This window comes from Pseudomonas sp. R4-35-07, from assembly GCF_003852235.1.
In the GTDB taxonomy this organism is placed as follows: Bacteria; Pseudomonadota; Gammaproteobacteria; order Pseudomonadales; family Pseudomonadaceae; genus Aquipseudomonas.
This window is the reverse complement of the sequence record NZ_CP027732.1, coordinates 277,079-295,593: the sequence shown is the minus strand read 5'-3', so window position 1 is coordinate 295,593 and position 18,515 is coordinate 277,079. Positions and strand designations below refer to the sequence as shown.

Below are 18,515 nucleotides of genomic sequence, written 5' to 3'. Positions count from 1 at the left end.
TTAAGGCAGGATACGGCTACTGCGTCACCGGCTTCGCTCACCATAAAAAACCACAGGGGCTCTTCATGACTATTTCTGTATTGCGTCGCACATTGCTGGTCGGCACATTGGGCTTGGCGCTCGGCGCAGGCATGCTTGGCCAGGCGGTTGCCGGCGAGCAACTGAACACCATCAAGAAAGCCGGCGAGATCAAGATCGGCCTGGAAGGCACCTACCCACCGTTCAGCTTTGTCGATGAAAGCGGCAAGCTCAGCGGCTTCGAGGTGGAGCTGTCCGAGGCGCTGGCCAAGGAGCTGGGCGTCAAGGTCAAGCTGCAAGCCACACCATGGGACGGCATCCTCGCCGCCCTGGAATCCAAACGCCTGGACGCCGTGGTCAACCAGGTGACGATTTCCGAAGAGCGCAAGAAGAAGTATGACTTCTCCAAGCCCTACACCATTTCCGGTATCCAGGCGCTGACCCTGGCGAAGAATGTCGACAGCATCAAGACCGCCGACGACCTGGCCGGCAAGAAAGTCGGTGTGGGCCTGGGCACCAACTACGAGCAATGGCTCAAGGACAACCAACCTAAAGCCATCATCAAAACCTACAACGATGACCCGACCAAATTCCAGGACCTGCGCATCGGCCGCATCGACGCGATCCTGATCGACCGCCTCGCCGCCCTGGAATACGCCAAGAAAGCCGAAGACACCACCACTGCCGGCGACGCCTTCTCCCGCCAGGAAGCCGGTATTGCCCTGCGCAAGGGCGAGCCTGAACTGCTCGAGGCGGTAAACAAGGCCCTCGACAAGCTGCGCGCCGACGGCACCTTGAAGAAGTTGTCCGAGAAGTACTTCAACGCTGACGTCACTCAATAATGGAAGCAGGTTTCCAACTCGCGCTGGACTCCGCGCCCTTTTTGCTCAAGGGCGCGTATTACACGGTGATCCTCAGCCTGGGTGGGATGTTTTTCGGCCTGCTGCTGGGCTTCGGCCTGGCGTTGATGCGCTTGTCGCGCTTCAAGCTGCTGAGTTGGACGGCGCGGGTTTACGTGTCGTTCTTTCGCGGCACGCCCTTGCTGGTGCAACTGTTCCTGATCTACTACGGCTTGCCGCAAGTGGGCATCGAGCTGGACCCGATCCCGGCCGCCATGATCGGCTTTTCGCTGAACATGGCCGCCTACGCCTGTGAAATCCTGCGGGCCGCCATCGCGTCCATCGAGCGTGGCCAGTGGGAAGCCGCCGCGAGTATCGGCATGACCCGCGCGCAGACATTGCGCCGGGCCATCCTGCCGCAGGCCATGCGCACGGCCTTGCCGCCGCTGGGCAACAGTTTCATTTCGCTGGTCAAGGACACGGCGCTGGCCGCCACTATCCAGGTGCCCGAGCTGTTCCGCCAGGCGCAACTGGTCTCGGCGCGCACCTTCGAAATTTTCACCATGTATCTGTCCGCAGCCCTGATCTATTGGATCCTGGCGAGCATCCTGGCGCATCTGCAAAATCGTCTGGAAGACCGGGTCAACCGGCACGACCTGGAGTCTTGAAGCATGATCGTGGTTGAAAAGCTGACCAAACAATTCAACGGCCAGGTGGTGCTCAACGGTATCGACCTGGAGGTCAAGGCCGGCGAAGTCGTGGCCATCATCGGCCCCAGCGGTTCCGGCAAGACCACGTTCCTGCGCTGCCTGAATTTTCTCGAAGAACCCACCAGCGGCCGCATCAAGGTGGGCGACATCGAGATCGACAGCAGCAAGCCACTCAACCAGCAACAGGGCCTGGTGCGACGCCTGCGCCAGCACGTCGGTTTTGTCTTCCAGAACTTCAACCTGTTCCCCCACCGCACCGCGCTGGAAAACGTCATCGAAGGCCCGATCGTGGTCAAGAAGATGCCACGCGAGGCGGCGACCGAGCTGGGCCGCAAGCTACTGGCCAAAGTGGGCCTGGCGGGCAAGGAGGCGGCTTATCCTCGGCGCTTGTCCGGTGGGCAGCAACAGCGTGTGGCGATCGCTCGGGCGCTGGCCATGGAGCCGGAGGTCATCCTGTTCGACGAACCCACCTCGGCCCTCGACCCCGAATTAGTAGGTGAAGTGCTGGCGACCATCCGCAGCCTGGCCGAAGAAAACCGCACCATGGTGATCGTCACCCACGAGATGAGCTTTGCCCGGGATGTGGCCAACCGTGTGATCTTTTTCGACAAGGGCGTGATCGTCGAACAGGGTGAAGCAAAGGCGCTGTTCGCCAATCCCAAGGAAGAACGCACCCAGCAGTTCCTGAGCAAGTTTCTCGCCCATTGACCCAGCTTTTTGTGGCGAGCGGGCTTGCTCGCCACAAAGAGCCGCTCCTACACCGAATCGCCAGTGCCACCGGTAAAACACCACGTTGCGCCCCTCTTGAAATACCCCTTCCAGTCAGACCCTTCTGAATATCCTCGAACCCGCCGTTTAGCCTTTTGCCGCCATTGACGCCCCCGGCCCAACCCTCTTATCTAGCGTCCAGAGGATTGGATCCTATCCCGGCTACTCACTGAATCGTTCTTTCGGCCCCTTTGCGCACCCGCGCCCAGGCCCGGAACGATTGCTGCTGGCTGCATCAAGGAGATCACTTATGACGCACACTACAACCCCGGCCATGCTGACCGCACCCACCCTGCCCCAAGCCGTTCGAAACGGTATCAGTGCCCATGCGGCTGCCCAATTGCAGGTCGACATCGCACCTTACCCCGGCATGGAAGAAGGCGACCTGATCGAGCTGTTCTGGAACAACTGCTTTGCCGCCTCACGCCGGGTGACCGCCGGCAAAATCGGCACGCCTACCCACCTGCGAGTGCCGGAAAGTTTTGTACAGGATGGCCCGGCGCGGGTGCATTACCAGATCATGCAGATCGGCCACGGCCCGGCGCGCTCGGCCACCACCCAGGTCCGCGTCAAAACCAACTACCCGGGCGGCGCGCCGTCGGCCCTGTACAGCGACGAAAACCAGAACCTCGCGCCGGTCAGCCTGCCCGAGACCATCCGCCGCCAGGGCGTCAACAGTCGCCAGGTGCAACGCGGAATTCCGCTGAGCATCGAGCCTTACGCGAACATGGCCAGTGGCGATGCCATCACGCTGCGCTGGGGTGACGTGCGCATGGACCTGCCGAACATCCTGGCCAGGGACGTCGGCCTGGCGGTGCAGGTCTGGGTGCCTTCGACAGTCATTATCGAAGGCGGTGACGACTGCCGCCTGGAGGTGACGTACTGCATCCTGGACCGCGTCGGCAACAATTCGCGCTGGGCGCCAGCCCGCACCTTGCGCATCGCCGCCTGGGTTCCCACCTGCCCTGGCGCAGCCAAGGACGTGTATCAACCTCGCCCTTTCGGCTCCCCCTGCGAACCGGGGTGACGCGCCTTCTATGCATATTCCTAAAAGTTAGTTTATTTAAAAAATAAACACGCTTAGGGTATATGCACCGGACCACCGGACATTCCTGATTGTTTTGTTTTTATTTCATTGAATGCGAGGTCGGTATGGTCAGAATTACCCCGGTGCATAACGCCAGGGCATTACGTGCAGCCAAGGAGCGGCGCTGATGTCTAACTTGGCTCTAACACCCCTCCAGAGTGATCTGGACGTAGCCCCACTGTTGTTGCCGGCCACGGTGCTGCGCAACGACGCCCAGGCGCTGAGCGCCGCCCATGAGCTGGCCGACGCCGCGCGCCTGCAAGCCGCCAAGCGCGACCAGCAACGCCAATTGCCCTGGGCGCAGGTCGAACAGTTCACCCGCAGCGGCTTGGGCAGCATTTCCATTCCCCGTGAATACGGCGGCCCGCAGGTTTCATTCGTCACCCTGGCCGAGGTCTTCGCGATCATCAGCGCGGCCGACCCGGCCCTGGGGCAGATCCCGCAGAACCATTTCGGCATCCTGCACCTGTTGCAGAGCATCGCCAGCGAGCGCCAGAAAAAGCAGTTGTTCCAGAGCGTGCTCGACGGTTGGCGCATCGGCAATGGCGGCCCGGAACGCGGCACCAAAAATACCCTGGAGCTCAAGGCGCGTATCACCGCCGAGGGTGACGGCTACGTGGTCAGCGGCCAGAAGTTCTACTCCACCGGCGCGTTGTTTGCGCACTGGGTGGCCATCAAAGCGCTCAACGACGACGGCAAGCAAGTCATGGCGTTCGTGCGCCGTGGCAGCGAAGGGCTGCGCATCGTGGATGACTGGTCGGGCTTTGGCCAACGCACCACCGCCAGCGGCACCGTGCTGCTCGACCGGGTACCGGTGGACGCAGAACTGGTGGTGGACAACTGGCGCCTGGGCGAAAGCCCGAATATTCAGGGTGCCGTCTCGCAATTGATCCAGGCGGCCATCGACGCCGGTATTGCCCGTGGCGCCCTGGACGACACCATCGCCTTTGTACGTGAACGCTCGCGCCCGTGGATCGACGCCAAGGTCGAACGGGCCAGCGACGACCTGTATGTGATCGCGGACATCGGCAAGCTGAAAATCGAACTGCACGCCGCCGAGGCGCTGTTGCGCAAGGCCGGCCAGGTGCTGGACCAGGTCAGCGCTGCGCCGCTCACCGCGCAGTCCGCTGCACGCGCGTCGATCGCCGTCGCCGAAGCCAAGGTACTCACCACTGAGGTGGCGTTGCAGGTCAGCGAAAAACTCTTCGAGCTGGCCGGCAGCCGCGCCACCCTCGCCGAATTCAACCTTGACCGGCACTGGCGCAATGCGCGGGTCCACACGCTGCATGACCCGGTGCGCTGGAAGTATCACGCGGTGGGCGCCTATCGCCTGAACGGCACTCTGCCGGCTCGCCATTCCTGGATCTGACCGACCAGACATCTGGAGAACATCATGACTTTCTCTCACCCCGTCGCGGTCATCACCAGCGACGAACAAGCCCTTATTGTCGCCAGCGACCTGGCTGAAGACTTCCGTCGCGACAGCGCCCAGCGCGACCGCGAGCGCCGCCTGCCCTTGCCCGAACTGGACGTGTTCTCGCGCTCCGGCCTGTGGGGCATCAGCGTGCCCAAGGCCTACGGCGGTGCTGGCGTGTCCAACGTCACCCTGGCCAAGGTCATCGCGCTGATTGCCCAGGCCGATGCCTCCCTGGGCCAGATCCCGCAGAACCACTTCTATGCCCTTGAAGTGCTGCGGGTCAACGGCAGCCCCGAGCAGCAGCAGCGCCTGTACGCCGAGGTCCTGGCCGGCCAGCGTTTTGGCAACGCCTTGGCGGAGCTGGGCACCAAGACCGCCCACGACCGTGTGACCAGGCTCACGCGTGATGGCGAGGGTTTTCGCATCAGCGGCCGCAAGTTCTATTCCACTGGCGCGATCTACGCCCAGCGTATCCCCACCTCGGTGGTGGATGAACACGGCGTGCAGCAACTCGCCTTTGTGCCCCGCGACAGCGCGGGCCTGAGCGTGATTGACGACTGGAGCGGCTTCGGCCAGCGCACCACCGGTAGCGGCTCAGTGGTGTTCGACAACGTGTGGGTGGCGGCGCAGGACGTGGTCCCGTTCCAGAGCGCTTTCGAACGCCCGACCACCGTCGGCCCCTTGGCGCAGATTCTTCATGCCGCCATCGACACCGGTATCGCCCGCGCCGCCTTCGAAGACGCGCTGCATTTTGTGCGCACCAAGACCCGTCCCTGGATCGACTCGGGCAGCGACAAGGCCACCGACGACCCGCTGACCTTGAAGAGCTTCGGCCACTTGAGCATTCGCCTGCACGCCGCCGAAGCGCTGCTGGAGCGCTCGGGCGAATTCCTCGACCGTGCCCAGGCCGACAGCAATGCCCAGACCGTCGCGGCCGCCTCCATCGCCGTCGCCGAAGTACGCGCCTTGAGCACCGAAATCTCCCTGGCCGCCGGCAGCACGCTGTTCGAACTGGCCGGCAGCCAGGCGACCCTGGCCGAGCATGGCCTGGATCGCCACTGGCGCAACGCACGGGTGCACACCCTGCATGACCCGGTGCGCTGGAAATACCACGCGGTGGGCAATTACTACCTCAACGATGAAAACCCGCCGCTGCGGGGGACCATCTGATGAGCAAGAAAAAAATCCTGCTCAATGCCTTCAACATGAACTGCATCGGGCATATCAACCACGGTTTGTGGACCCATCCACGGGACACGTCCACCCAGTACAAGACCCTCGAGTACTGGACTGACCTGGCAAAAATCCTCGAGCGCGGGCTGTTCGACGGTCTGTTTATCGCCGATATCGTCGGCGTGTATGACGTGTACCAGCAGTCCATCGACGTGCCGCTCAAGGAAGCAATCCAGTTGCCGGTCAACGACCCGCTCCTGCTGGTCTCGGCCATGGCGGCCGTTACCCGGAACCTCGGCTTCGGCCTCACCGCCAACCTGACCTACGAGCCGCCGTATCTGTTCGCCCGGCGCATGTCCACCCTCGACCACCTGAGCCAAGGCCGGGTGGGATGGAACATCGTCACCGGCTACCTCGACAGCGCCGCCAAGGCCATGGGGCTGACCGAGCAGGTCGAACATGACCGCCGCTATGACCAGGCCGATGAATACCTGGAGGTGCTGTACAAACTCTGGGAAGGCAGCTGGGAAGATGACGCGGTGGTCAACGATCCCAAGGCACGGGTGTATGCGCAGCCGGGCAAGGTGCACAAGGTCGAACACCATGGCGAGTTCTACCAGGTGGAGGGCTATCACCTGTGCGAGCCATCGCCGCAGCGTACGCCGGTGCTGTTCCAGGCCGGCAGTTCGGACCGCGGCCTGCAGTTCGCCGGGCGCCATGCCGAGTGCGTGTTCATCAGCGGGCAGAACAAGGCCGCAACCCGAATCCAGGTGGACAAAGTGCGCGCCAGCGCGGTGGAGGCCGGGCGCAATCCGGATGACATCAAGGTGTTCATGGGCCTGAACGTGATCGTCGGCGCGACCGAGGAACTGGCCTGGGCCAAGCACGCCGAGTATCTCAGCTATGCCAGCGCGGAGGCCGGCGTGGCGCACTTTTCGGCGTCCACGGCGATCGACTTTTCCGAGTACGAACTGGATGAACCGATCCAGTACGTGAAGAGCAACGCCATCCAGTCGGCGACCAAGAACCTGCAGAACAACGACTGGACCCGGCGCAAATTGCTCGAACAGCACGCCCTCGGTGGGCGCTACATCACGCTGGTGGGGTCGCCCGAGCAGGTCGCCGACGAACTGGAATCGTGGATCAGCGAAACCGGCCTGGATGGCTTCAACCTCACGCGCATCGTGACGCCGGAAAGCTATGTGGATTTCATTGATCTGGTGGTGCCGGAGCTGCAAAAGCGTGGCTCGTACAAGACTGAATATGAGCAAGGAACGCTGCGCGAAAAAGTCTTCCATGGCACTGCGCGTCTTCCCGAACAACACACCGGGTCTACCTATCGACACTGAACCAAAAATTGTGGGAGGGGGCTTGCTCCCGATAGCAGTGGGTCAGACACAGCGACATTCACTGACACTCCCTCATCGGGAGCAAGCCCCCTCCCACATTGGATCTTCATTGTTTGTACCAATACCTTATGACTGGAAAAATTTATGAAAAAAATCCTGCTCACCCACCCAGTCAAAGCACTGGCCCTGGCCTTCGGCCTGTTCAGCTCGGCCGTATTCGCCGCCGATGCGCCGTTGAAAGTCGGCACCACCGCCGCCTTCGCGATTCCCCTGGAAGCCGCTGTAGAAGAAGCCGGCAAACAGGGCCTGAAGGTCGAACTGGTGGAATTCACCGACTGGATCGCGCCGAACGTCAGCCTCGCCGCCGGCGATATCGACGTGAACTACTTCCAGCACATCCCCTTCCTGGAAAACGCCAAGGCCGCCGCCGGCTTTGACCTGGTGCCCTACGCGCCGGGCATCATCAACAACGTCGGCCTGTATTCGAAAAAGTACAAAAGCTTCAATGACCTGCCCGAAGGCGCCAGCGTGGCTATCGCCAACGACCCGATCAACAGCGGGCGCGGCCTGCAACTGCTGGCCAAGGCCGGGCTGATCATGCTCAAGCCGGGGGTGGGCTACAAGGCCACTGAAGAAGACATCGTCAGCAATCCGAAAAAGATCAAGATCCTGCAAGTCGAGGCCGTGCAACTGGTACGCGCCTATGACGACGCCGACCTGGTGCAGGGCTACCCGGCGTACATCCGCCTGTCCAAGACCTTCGATGCCGAGTCGGCGCTGCTGTTCGATGGCCTCGACCACCCGGAATACGTGATCCAGTTCGTGATCCAGCCCAAGAGCAAAACCGACCCGAGGGTGATCAAGTTCGTCGACATTTACCAGCACTCGCCGACGGTGCGCGCCGCCCTGGATAAATCCCTCGGCAAGCTCTACCAGGTCGGCTGGGACGATAAAAAATGACCGCCGCCAACGCCCAACTGCGCGACCTGGGCACACCGCCCAGGGACGCCGAGCAGACCGAACTGCATCCGGACTTGAACAGCGCCCATGTGCGTTTCATCAACCTGGGCAAAACCTATGACGGCACGGTGCATGCCCTGCAAGGCATTGACCTGGCGATTGCGCGCGGCGAAGTGTTCGGCATCATCGGCCGCAGCGGCGCCGGCAAGTCCTCGCTGATCCGCACCATCAATCGCCTGGAACAACCCAGCAGCGGGCGCGTGCTGATCGATCAGGTGGACATCGGCGGCTTCGATGAAGACCGCCTGGTCGCGCTGCGCCGGCGCATTGGCATGATCTTCCAGCACTTCAACCTGATGTCGGCCAAGACCGTCTGGCAGAACGTCGAACTGCCACTCAAGGTCGCCGGGGTGCCCAAGCCGCAGCGTGAGCAAAAGGTGCGTGAGCTGCTGGAACTGGTGGGTTTGCAAGACAAGCACCAGGCCTATCCAGCGCAGCTCTCGGGCGGGCAGAAACAGCGCGTGGGCATCGCCCGTTCGCTGGTGCACGACCCGCAGATTTTGCTATGCGACGAGGCCACCTCGGCCCTCGACCCGGAAACCACCCAATCGATCCTCGGCCTGCTGCGCGAGATCAACCGGCGCCTGGGCCTGACCATCGTGTTGATTACCCATGAGATGGCGGTGATCCGCGACATCTGTGACCGCGTGGTGGTGCTGGAGCATGGGCGCATCGTCGAGCAAGGCCCGGTGTGGCACGTGTTCGGCAACCCGCAACACGAGGTCAGCAAGACCCTGCTGGCGCCGCTGCAACATGGGCTGCCGGAAGAACTGCAAAACCGGTTGCATACCCAGCCTGAATCGCCGGAAGCCGCCGTGGTGCTGCGCTTGCAGTTCACCGGCAGTGCCAGCGATGAACCCGACCTGGCCGCGCTGTTCAGTGCCCTCGGCGGGCGTGTGCGTCTGCTGCAGGGCGGCGTCGAACGGATTCAGGGCCATGCCTTGGGGCAACTGCTGCTGGCGGTGAATGGCTCGCCCCATAGCACCGAAGAACTGCGCAAACGCGCCGCGAACTGGGCACAACAGGTGGAGGTGCTGGGCTATGTGGTTTGATCGTTTAGTACAGGGCGCCATCGACACCTTGTTGATGGTGGGCGTGTCGTCGTTGATCGCCTTGCTGGTAGGGATTCCGCTGGCGGTGTTTCTGGTCACCAGCGACAAAGGTGGCATCTACCAGGCACCGGCGCTGAACCGCGTGCTGGGCGCCTTCGTCAATCTGTTCCGCTCGATTCCATTTCTGATCCTGATGGTGGCACTGATCCCGTTCACCCGGCTGATCGTCGGCACCACCTACGGTGTATGGGCGGCAGTCGTGCCGCTGACCATCGCGGCCACGCCGTTCTTTGCGCGCATCGCCGAAGTCAGCCTGCGCGAGGTCGACCATGGGCTGATCGAAGCCGCACAGGCCATGGGGTGCCGCCGCTGGCACATCATCTGGCATGTGCTGTTGCCCGAAGCGCTGCCGGGGATCGTCGGCGGGTTCACCATTACCCTGGTGACCATGATCAACTCGTCGGCCATGGCCGGGGCGATTGGCGCCGGTGGCTTGGGCGACATTGCGTACCGCTATGGCTACCAGCGCTTCGATACGCAGATCATGCTGACGGTGATTGTGCTGTTGGTGGTGTTGGTGGCGGTGATCCAACTCGGCGGCGATCGACTGGCGCGGGTGCTGAACAAGAGGTGAGGTATAGTCGGCGCATCCCAGCGCCCGGTATTGCCTGTCATGACCCTCAAGCCCGACGACCTTAACCAGATTACCGCTACCACCCTCGGCCATTACAACAAAGTCGCCGAAGACTTCCGCGAGGGCACCCGCGATCACGATGTGAGCCAGAACATCGACGCGTTGCTGCGGCACATCCAGGGCACGCCGCCGTTTACCGTGCTGGATTTTGGCTGCGGGCCGGGGCGGGATCTGCAGACCTTTACACGCCTGGGGCATATCGCCGTGGGGCTCGATGGTTCCGAACGGTTTGCACAGATGGCGCGGGACGACAGTGGCTGTGAGGTGTTGCAGCAGGACTTCCTCAAGCTGGACCTGCCCGACGGGCGCTTCGATGGGGTGTTTGCCAATGCGGTGCTGTTTCATATTCCCAAGCAGGAATTGCCCCGGGTCCTCAAGCAACTGCATGGCACGTTGAAGCCTGAGGGCGTGCTGTTCAGCTCCAACCCTCGCGGTGACAACCAGGAAGGCTGGAATGGGCCACGGTATGGGTCTTATCACGATCTGGCGGCCTGGCAGGCATTGCTGACGACGGCGGGGTTTGTGGAGTTGGAGCACTATTACCGGCCGGCGGGATTGCCTCGGGAACAGCAGCCTTGGTTGGCCAGTGTGTGGCGTCGGGTTTAAGTGATGTATTGCCTGGGCTGACGCTATCGGGGGCAAGCCCCCTCCCACATTTGGAATGCATTCCCCTGTGGGAGGGGGCTTGCCCCCGATGGTCTCAATGGCCCCGCTGATCCACCTGATACACCACCGGGCTTTCACCCTCCACCAGCGCCGTCACACTGCGCCCGGCATAGCCTTGTTTTTCTCCCGCCGAAAAATTCGCCACCAGCCGCGTGCCATCGACAAACGTGGTTTCCTGCACCTGCCGATCCGCCGTCAGCCAGCGAAACCCGGTCATCGCCTGAGTCGCCAATCGCTCATGCAGTGGGCGGAAAAAACGGTCCTGGCGCTGGATCAACGGCAGCCGTTCCTTGAGCGTCGCAGCACTCAGGTGATACAGCGGCGGTACGTTGTAGAGCAACTGCGTCAGCTCATTTTCAGCCCGCACATTGCTCAGTTTGAGGCTATCGAACAGCCAGTGATGGGTGGTGATCACCGAGCCATGGAACACCGCCTGGTACAGCGGCAGGCGCAGCGTCGGATCGAAGTAGAGCGTGCGAAACGGCTCGTTCAGCGGCACCGACTTGAAGAACACCGCCGGTTGCTCCGGCGGATACCAGTTGCCCACGTAGTAGGGCGACTGTTTGTCCTGAGTCATGTCGCGATCCCCCCAGCCCAGCACCGGGGTTTGCATGCCATGGGCGAACAGGATGCCCTGGGCGGTGATGGCGTTGCCGTCTTCGGAGCCTGTCGGCAATTGCAGCGTGGTGTTCAGCCAACGGGACGCATCGATATTGCCTTCAGCGTTTTGCGCCTGGGTCATCGGTGCGCTGTCGCGATAGCTGTCGAGCAGCATGCTGGTAGCGTACGCATCGAGAAACCAGGCGTTGAAGCCGGCCCTGGCCTGTACGGCTTTCACCCGCGCTTCCAATAACGGCCGCACACAGCGCGGATCGGTGTAGTGGCCGGACCGCTGGAAGCCAGTCTTGAGCTGGCCGTCCTTCAATACAATGGCGCAGTCGCGGTAGGCCTTGCTGCCCAGGTGGGCGGTGGTCCAGTCGGGGTTTTCGGTGGCGGACAACGCGGTTTGATAGGAGTCGTAGGGCGCCATCAGGTAGCCCGCGTCGACACCGGCGCGGATGGTTTCGGGGTGCCACAGGCCGCCTTCCCAGCCTTCGCCCAGGGTCAGCATCAAGCGTGGCAGCCCGGCGTCGCGCAGTGTCTGTACTACCTTGCTGCCCCAGGTGTCGGGGCTACCGCCGAGGGCACCGGCAAAATCCACGACCAGTTCGCGACGCAACTCACCGTAGCGGGCGGCAAGACGGGTCATATCGGGCTCGTCCACCTGCCAGCTCTGCCGGGTCTTCTGGTTGATCGCCGCGTTGAGGCCGCGCAACAGCACGGTTTGCTCGTAGCGATTCAACCTGCGCGGCTGCGCCAGCAGCGCTGCGGAGTCCTTGTCCAACAGGCCCTTGAGCGCATGATCGCGCAAGCGCTTGAGCAACAGCGGCCAATCACGCACATCCTCCAGCGCCAGCAGGTCATTGCCCCACAGGTAGGCATGGCTGGCGCCCAGCAGTTTTTGCGCACCCGGCGTTTGCCGCAGCTTGGCCTCCAAGGGTTCGTAACGGTCCTGTTCGACCAGCCATTGGCGATAGCGCTTGGCGCCGGCCAGCGGGTCGCTTTCGCCCAGGTGCAACAACAGGGTCATGGGCGCGGCAGGTGCGAGCGACGTGAACTCATGGGCCAACGACAACGCCTGGCCTTGCCAGCGCAGACGGTTGTTGTAGGGATTGGTCAGCAGCCAGTTCAAGGTGAAGGCGCCGTGATCGACCCCCCACAACGGCAGACTGAGGTCCTGGGTGGTGTTGATTTCGCCCTGCGATACCAGGAACTCGCTCCACAGGGCATTGCCGGCCGGCACGTAATGCCCTTCGGCCAACGGCCACATCAACCCCTTGCCCAGGGCGCTCGCCGGCTGCACAAGGATCGGCAGTTCACCGTCTTCCCGCGCCCTGATCGACAGCAGCAGGTCGCGCTGCTCAAGGCTGGCAGTCACGCGATAGGCACCGTCGTCCCATTGCCAACTGACCTGTTGATCGTTTTGTGCGAGTTGACTGACGGCGCGGGCCGATACGCCTTTGGAGGCTTGAACCTCGGGTTGGCCGCTGGGTGTCACACGGATGGCGAGGGTGGCCGGGTCGAGTTCGACTCGCCACAACGGGTTTTCCAATACGGTGCTGGCAAAGGCCAGGGGCGACAGGAAGCAGCAGCAGATCAGCAAGGTATGACGCAGACGGTTCATGGCAGGCGACCGTTGAGAAGTGGAGGCCGGAGGGTAAAACACTCAACGGGTGACCAGGGCAACAGGCGTCACTTTCAGAAGCTTCCCACATCTCAAAGATCGTTCCCACGCTCCCGCGTGGGAATGCGGCCCGTGACGCTCCGCGTCACCTGTGCGCAGTAGCCGAAATTTGCAGCGCTTGGCGGGACGCGGAGCGTCCCAGGAGGCGTTACCACGCGGAGCGTGGGAACGATCAGCCCCTCCCACATTTTTAACCGCGTTCTTCCTGCTTTGGCTCGCGAATCTTGTACCAGGCCACATACAGCGCCGGCAGGAACAACAGCGTCAGCAAGGTGGCGATGATGATCCCGCCAATCATCGCGTAGGCCATCGGCCCCCAGAACACTTCCCGGGCAATCGGGATCATGCCCAGGCTCGCCGCCGCCGCCGTGAGCAGGATCGGCCGGCGCCGATGCTCGGTGGCTTCCACCACCGCATCCCACGGCGAATACCCCGCCACCTCATACTCATGAATCTGTGTCACCAGAATCACCGAGTTGCGGATGATGATGCCAATCAGCGCGAGGATACCGAGGATCGCCACAAAGCCCATGGGCGTGCCCGTGGGGATCAGCGCCAGCACCACGCCAATCAGCCCCAGCGGCGCGACACTCGCCACCAGGAACATCTTCTGCACGCTGTGCAGTTGGATCATCAGGAACGTGGCCATGAGGAACAGCATCAGCGGCACCACGCTGGCAATCGGGCCCTGGGCCTTGCCGCTTTCTTCCACGGTGCCGCCGGTGGCGACCTTGTAACCCACCGGCAGGCCGTCGCTGAACTGCTGGATGGTCGGCGCCAGCTGCTTGACCAGGTCGGTCGGCTGCATCTCGTCGCGCACTGCGGCCTTGATGGTGATGGTCGGCTTGCGGTCGCGACGCCACACCAGCGGCTGCTCCAGCTCGTAGCGCACGGTGGCGAAGGCCAGCAACGGAATCGAGGTGCCGTTGGGCGTGACGATCTGCAGGTTCTGCAAGGTTTCCGGTGTACCGCGTTCGGCGTCTTCGGCGCGGCCGACCACATTGATCAGGTAAATGTCGTCGTGCACCTGGGTCACCGAGGCGCCGCTGACCACGCTGTTCATCAACTGCGCCACGTCTTCGGACGACAGCCCCAGTTGCCGCGCCTTGTCCTGGGCGATGTCGACGCGCAGCACTTTGCCCGGCTCGTTCCAGTCGTAGATGATCTCGCCCAGGTGGGTGTTCTGGTCGAGCAGGGTCGCCAGTTCGATGGCGTGCTTGCGCACCTGGTCGGTGTCTTTGCCGGACACGCGATACTGGATCGGTCGTCCCACCGGCGGGCCCATTTCCAGCGGTTGCACGAAACTGCCGATGCCGACGAAATCATCGCGCAGGCGCTTCTGCAGGCGCGCAATCAAAGCGCCGCGCTCTTCCAGGCCCTTGCTGACGATCACCAACTGCGCGTAGTACGGGTTCTCCAATTGCTGGTCCAGGGGCAGGTAGAAACGGATCGCGCCCTGGCCGATATAGGTGCTCCAGCGCGTAATGTCCGGGTCGTCCTTGATGATCGCTTCCAGACGGTCGACCGCCTTGCGCGTCTCGTTGATCGAGGCGTTTTGCGGCAGGTTGAGGTCGACGAGGATTTCCGGGCGATCCGACGACGGGAAGAACTGGTTCTGCACAAACTGCATGGAGAACACCGACGCCACAAACAGGCCCACGGTGATGCCGATGGCCCACCAGCGGTTGCGCATGGCCCACAACATGCCGCCATTGAACGCGCGGCCGATGCGCCCCGGCTCGGCACTATGGGGCTTCACGTTGGCGCTGAGGATATGCACGCCGATCACTGGCGCAAACAGCACCGCCACCACCCACGAAACCAACATCGCCACGGCAATGACCGCGAACAGGGTGAAGGTGTACTCCCCCGCCGAACTGGCGTTGAGGCCAATCGGCACGAAACCGGCGACGGTCACCAGCGTGCCGGTGAGCATCGGGAACGCTGTGGAGGTGTAGGCGTAAGTCGCGGCCTGCTCCTTGGTTTCGCCTTTTTCCAGGCGTGTGATCATCATTTCCACGGTGATCATCGCATCGTCCACCAACAGGCCGAGGGCGATGATCAAGGCGCCCAACGACACCCGCTGCATGGTGATGCCGCTGTATTCCATGAACACAAACACCAGGGCCAGTACCAACGGAATCGAGCACGCCACCACCAGCCCGGCACGCATGCCCAGGCTGATAAAGCTCACCACCAGCACGATGATCACCGCTTCGAATAACGCGCTGGTAAAGCCACCGACCGCCTCTTCCACCACTTCAGCCTGGTCCGAAACCTTGTGCACCCCGACGCCCACCGGCAGGTCGGCGGTCAGCTCATCCATGCGCCCGTGCAACGCCTTGCCGAACGACTGGATATTGCCGCCCTTCTGCATCGCAATCGCCAAGCCAATCGCCGGCTTGCCGTTGAAACGGAACATCGGCCGTGCCGGGTCGACGTAGCCCCGGCTGATGTCGGCAATGTCGGCGAGGCGATAGAAGCGGTCATTCAGGCGCAGGTTGACGTTGGCCAGGTCCTTCTCCGAGGCGAACTGCCCCGAGGTGCGCACGGAAATCCGCTCCGGCCCGGCCTCGATCACGCCGGCGGGGGTCACGGCATTCTGCGACTGCAGGCTTTGCACGACCTGGCGCTGATCGATGCCCAGGGCCGCCAGTTTGCGTGTGGAAAAATTCAGGTAAATCACTTCGTCCTGCTGGCCGATCATCTCGACCTTGCCCAGACCCGGCACCGAGCGAATTTCAGCGCGCACCTGCTCCACGTAGTCGCGCAACTGGCGCATCGACAGGCCATCGCCGGTAAAGGCGTACACCGAGCCGAACACATCACCGAATTCGTCGTTGAACGACGGCCCCTGTAAACCTTGAGGGAAGGTGCCGCGTATATCGTCGATCTTCTTGCGAACCTGGTACCAGATCTCCGGGATAGCCTTGGCGCTGGTGGTGTCCTTTAGGAACACGAACACCGTGGATTCGCCCGGCCGGGTGTAGCTCTTCACATAATCGAGGGAGTCGAGTTCCTCGAGTTTTTTCTCGATGCGGTCGGTGACCTGCTTGAGGGTTTCTTCCTGGGTCGCACCCGGCCAGCGGGTCTGGATGACCATGGTCTTGATGGTGAACGAGGGGTCTTCCTCGCGGCCCAGGTTCATGTACGAAAACACGCCCATCAGCAGCGCGACGAACATCAGGTACCAGACGAAGGACTGATGCTTGATGGCCCAGTCGGATAAGTTGAAGCTGCCTTTCATCGCGGGCTGTCCTCGTCGATTTTGACTTTCTGCCCGGGTTTCAGGCTGTTCACACCGGCGGTGACGACGCGCTCGCCGGGCTTGATGCCACCATTGAGCACTGCGCTGTCGACGTCACGGCTGACAACCGTGACATCACGCGGTTGCACCGTCTGGCTCTGGGTGTCGAGCAACCAGATGCGGGTCTTGCCATCGACTTCCTGCAACGCGCTCAACGGCAGCTCGATACGCGGCGCGATGGCGCTGCTCAAGGTCACGCTGATGGCGGTGCCCAGGCGAAACGCGGCGGGGGTGTCAGTCAGGCTCAAGCGTGCGCGACGGGTACGCGTGGCGCTTTGGGCCTGGGGCTCGATCTCGCGCACGATGGCGGTGGTGTGCACGCTGGGGTCCAGTTGCCCGGCCACCAGAAACACCACATCCGCCGGCAAGCGCTCGGCGAGGCCGGCAGGCAGGTCGATCACCGCTTCCTTGATGTCCGGGCGGGCCAGGGTCACCACTTGCTGGCCGGCGCTGACCACCTGGCCGGCCTCGGCGTTCCAGGCGGTGACGATGCCGGCGTGGTCGGTGCGCAGTTCGGCATAGTTGAGCTGGTCCTTGGCTTGATTGACCGAGGCGCGGGCCTGGTCAAGGGTCGCCTGGGTGGTCTTCAGGTCAGTCTGGGCCACGTCCAACTGCGCCTGGGCGCCGACGCCACGGTCGAACAGCTCCTGCTGGCGGCGGGCATTGGCCTGGGCATTGATGAACTGTGCCTGCACGCGGGCCAGGTCACCCTGGGCGGCGCGCAATTGGTTCTGCTGGTCGGTGGGGTCGAGAACGGCGAGCAAGGCGCCCTTCTCCACCTCGGCGCCCACGTCCACCGCGCGGCGGGCGATACGGCCCGGCACACGGAAGCCCAGGTTACTCTCGTAGCGGGCCTGAATGGTGCCGGCAAAGCGTCCGAGCTGTGCCTGGTCTTCGGCCTTCACCTCCATGGACAACACCGGGCGCACCGGTTCGGGCGGCGCGTCTTCCTTGGAGCAGGCCACCAGCAACAGGCTGGCGGCGAGGATAACCGTCAGGTGCTTCATGGCTGGGCTCCTTGCTGGGCGATTTCGACGAGCATGCCGGGGTGCAGCAATTGCCCACCGGCCACCACGACTTTTTCGCCGCCTTTAAGGCCGTCGCCGATGATCACCTTGCCGGTGAGGTAACGCGCCACTGTGACCTTGTGCAGTTGCGCCTTGCCGTCGCCGTCTACCAGCCACACGGCGGGTTCGCTGAGGTCCTTGGTCAAGGCCGACCACGGCAACTCGATGCTGGCCTTGGCCGGGCCATTGGCGGTGGCGCTCACCACCGAGCCCAGCTCCATGCCTTTGGGCAGGCTTTGCAGGGCGATCTTCACTTGCACGGTGCCGGTATTGGCGGCCACGGCAGGGGTGACTTCGCGAACTCTGCCCACTGTCTTGATGCTCGGGTTATCCAGCAGGCTGACGGTGATCGGCGCGTCCGGCGGCGGCTCCACCAGCAGCGATTCGTAAACGTTGAACACCGCGTCGCGTTCGCCATCGCGGGCCAGGCTGAAGATCGGCAGGGTGGCTTGGACGACCTGGCCGACTTCAGCCTGGCGCGCCGTGATGATGCCCGGCGCATCGGCGATCAGCGCGGTGTAGCCCAGTTGTTCACGGGCGTTGGCCAACTGCGCCTGGGCGGCGGCCAGGGCGCTTTGGCTGCTGCGCAACGCGGCCTGGGCGGCGTCGTATTCGCTGCGGCTGGTGTAGCCCTTGGGCAAGAGTTTTTCCTGGCGCACGAAGGCGGCGGCGGTTTGCTTGACCCGCGCCTGCTCGGCCACGACCTGGGCCTGGGCGGAATCGACGTTGGTCTGCAGGTCCTTGGGGTCGAGCTTGGCCAGCACTTGCTTGGCCGTCACCCGATCACCGACGTCGACCAGGCGCTGGATGATCTTGCCACCCACCCGAAAGGACAAATCGGTTTGCACCCGCGCCTGAACATCTCCGGTCAGCGTGACCGCTGCGGCAAAATCCGCCGGCTGCACGGTTTGCACGAACACCCGTGAATGGGCCTTGGGCTCGGTCTTTTCCTGGCCACAACCGCCCAGCAGCGTCAGTAAGCCAAGCCCGAATAAAAATGTGGAAATGCGACCGCCCATGCAGGCTCCTTTTGCGTGATGCCGACGTGCCAGTGTGTATGCGAC

Annotated in this window: 15 protein-coding genes; 11 read left to right on the top strand and 4 right to left on the bottom strand. The window is 62.8% G+C overall.

What is annotated here, in order from left to right; genetic code table 11:
- Nucleotides 1-65 precede the first annotated feature (65 nt).
- From tcyJ to C4J89_RS01185, 11 genes are all read left to right on the top strand, one after another.
- Nucleotides 66-860, top strand: a complete 795-nt coding sequence (tcyJ, locus tag C4J89_RS01235; protein ID WP_124413535.1) for a cystine ABC transporter substrate-binding protein — start codon at nucleotides 66-68, stop codon at nucleotides 858-860.
- Complete coding sequence (gene tcyL / locus C4J89_RS01230) at nucleotides 860-1,525, top strand: cystine ABC transporter permease (protein ID WP_003187646.1); 666 nt, start codon at nucleotides 860-862, stop codon at nucleotides 1,523-1,525. The genes tcyJ and tcyL overlap by 1 nt, the downstream gene beginning before the upstream one ends.
- A gap of 3 nt (nucleotides 1,526-1,528) precedes the next feature.
- Nucleotides 1,529-2,275, top strand: a complete 747-nt coding sequence (gene tcyN, locus C4J89_RS01225) for an L-cystine ABC transporter ATP-binding protein TcyN (RefSeq protein ID WP_124413534.1) — start codon at nucleotides 1,529-1,531, stop codon at nucleotides 2,273-2,275.
- 310 nt (nucleotides 2,276-2,585) lie between these two features.
- Nucleotides 2,586-3,362, top strand: a complete 777-nt coding sequence (locus C4J89_RS01220; protein ID WP_124413533.1) for a hypothetical protein — start codon at nucleotides 2,586-2,588, stop codon at nucleotides 3,360-3,362.
- Between the two features lie 187 nt (nucleotides 3,363-3,549).
- Nucleotides 3,550-4,791: an SfnB family sulfur acquisition oxidoreductase gene (locus C4J89_RS01215; protein WP_124413532.1), complete on the top strand. Its 1,242-nt coding sequence runs from the start codon at nucleotides 3,550-3,552 to the stop codon at nucleotides 4,789-4,791.
- A gap of 24 nt (nucleotides 4,792-4,815) precedes the next feature.
- A complete protein-coding gene (locus C4J89_RS01210) occupies nucleotides 4,816-6,009 on the top strand; it encodes an SfnB family sulfur acquisition oxidoreductase (RefSeq protein ID WP_124413531.1) in 1,194 nt (397 codons plus the stop codon).
- A complete protein-coding gene (locus tag C4J89_RS01205) occupies nucleotides 6,009-7,361 on the top strand; it encodes an LLM class flavin-dependent oxidoreductase (protein WP_124413530.1) in 1,353 nt (450 codons plus the stop codon). Before C4J89_RS01210 ends, C4J89_RS01205 begins: the two co-directional genes overlap by 1 nt.
- 144 nt (nucleotides 7,362-7,505) lie before the next feature.
- Nucleotides 7,506-8,321: a MetQ/NlpA family ABC transporter substrate-binding protein gene (locus C4J89_RS01200; RefSeq protein WP_124413529.1), complete on the top strand. Its 816-nt coding sequence runs from the start codon at nucleotides 7,506-7,508 to the stop codon at nucleotides 8,319-8,321.
- A complete protein-coding gene (locus C4J89_RS01195) occupies nucleotides 8,318-9,433 on the top strand; it encodes a methionine ABC transporter ATP-binding protein (RefSeq protein WP_124413528.1) in 1,116 nt (371 codons plus the stop codon). The genes C4J89_RS01200 and C4J89_RS01195 overlap by 4 nt, the downstream gene beginning before the upstream one ends.
- Nucleotides 9,423-10,067 carry a methionine ABC transporter permease gene (locus C4J89_RS01190; protein ID WP_034117212.1) on the top strand — a complete coding sequence of 215 codons (645 nt, stop codon included), beginning with the start codon at nucleotides 9,423-9,425 and terminating at the stop codon, nucleotides 10,065-10,067. Before C4J89_RS01195 ends, C4J89_RS01190 begins: the two co-directional genes overlap by 11 nt.
- 39 nt (nucleotides 10,068-10,106) lie before the next feature.
- On the top strand, nucleotides 10,107-10,733 hold the full coding sequence (locus tag C4J89_RS01185; RefSeq protein ID WP_124413527.1) for a bifunctional 2-polyprenyl-6-hydroxyphenol methylase/3-demethylubiquinol 3-O-methyltransferase UbiG: 627 nt from the start codon (nucleotides 10,107-10,109) through the stop codon (nucleotides 10,731-10,733).
- 94 nt (nucleotides 10,734-10,827) lie between these two features.
- On the opposite strand, the gene C4J89_RS01180 is transcribed toward C4J89_RS01185, so the two are convergent.
- The 4 genes from C4J89_RS01180 to C4J89_RS01165 form a co-directional block, all read right to left on the bottom strand.
- Nucleotides 10,828-13,017, bottom strand: a complete 2,190-nt coding sequence (locus C4J89_RS01180; protein ID WP_124413526.1) for a glycoside hydrolase — start codon at nucleotides 13,015-13,017, stop codon at nucleotides 10,828-10,830.
- Nucleotides 13,018-13,267: 250 nt separating this feature from the next.
- Nucleotides 13,268-16,324 (bottom strand): efflux RND transporter permease subunit, encoded by a 3,057-nt coding sequence (locus C4J89_RS01175; protein WP_124360772.1) that lies wholly within the window; start codon nucleotides 16,322-16,324, stop codon nucleotides 13,268-13,270.
- Nucleotides 16,321-17,391, bottom strand: a complete 1,071-nt coding sequence (locus C4J89_RS01170) for an efflux RND transporter periplasmic adaptor subunit (protein ID WP_124360771.1) — start codon at nucleotides 17,389-17,391, stop codon at nucleotides 16,321-16,323. Before C4J89_RS01170 ends, C4J89_RS01175 begins: the two co-directional genes overlap by 4 nt.
- Nucleotides 17,388-18,470, bottom strand: coding sequence for an efflux RND transporter periplasmic adaptor subunit (locus C4J89_RS01165; RefSeq protein ID WP_124413525.1), 1,083 nt, complete (start codon nucleotides 18,468-18,470; stop codon nucleotides 17,388-17,390). The genes C4J89_RS01170 and C4J89_RS01165 overlap by 4 nt, the downstream gene beginning before the upstream one ends.
- Between the last annotated feature and the right edge of the window lie 45 nt (nucleotides 18,471-18,515).